Annotated in this window: 1 pseudogene; it reads right to left on the bottom strand. The window is 64.4% G+C overall.

Annotation, left to right across the window (positions count from 1 at the left end):
- Positions 1–56: 56 nt before the first annotated feature.
- A pseudogene (locus MWC30_RS22240) lies at positions 57–267 on the bottom strand (hypothetical protein); the annotation flags it as partial.

Genomic DNA, 267 nt, shown 5'->3' with positions numbered 1-267 from the left:
GAGACGGCAGGGGCCTTCGTAGAGGGGGAAATCCTCCCGTGGGATCGTTCCGACAATCAACCAGGACATCTTCGCAGGAGCTCCTCGTAGGCCAGTTGCAGGGCGTACCCGCACAGGGTATGCCCCAGGGTGCGCGGCGGAGGCGCCTCACGCAGGGTCCTGCCCACCAGGCGCTCCGCCAGGTAGGGCACATCCGGGCATCCGCCTCCGGAGATGTTGACAATCCGCAGGTTTCGTTGATCCACCGTTATCTTCATGTTGGCGGCC

Origin of the sequence: Desulforhabdus sp. TSK, assembly GCF_022836495.1 — a bacterium.
GTDB lineage: Bacteria > Desulfobacterota > Syntrophobacteria > Syntrophobacterales > Syntrophobacteraceae > Desulforhabdus.
Note: the sequence above shows the minus strand (reverse complement) of the source record. Positions and strands in the feature narration are given on the sequence as shown.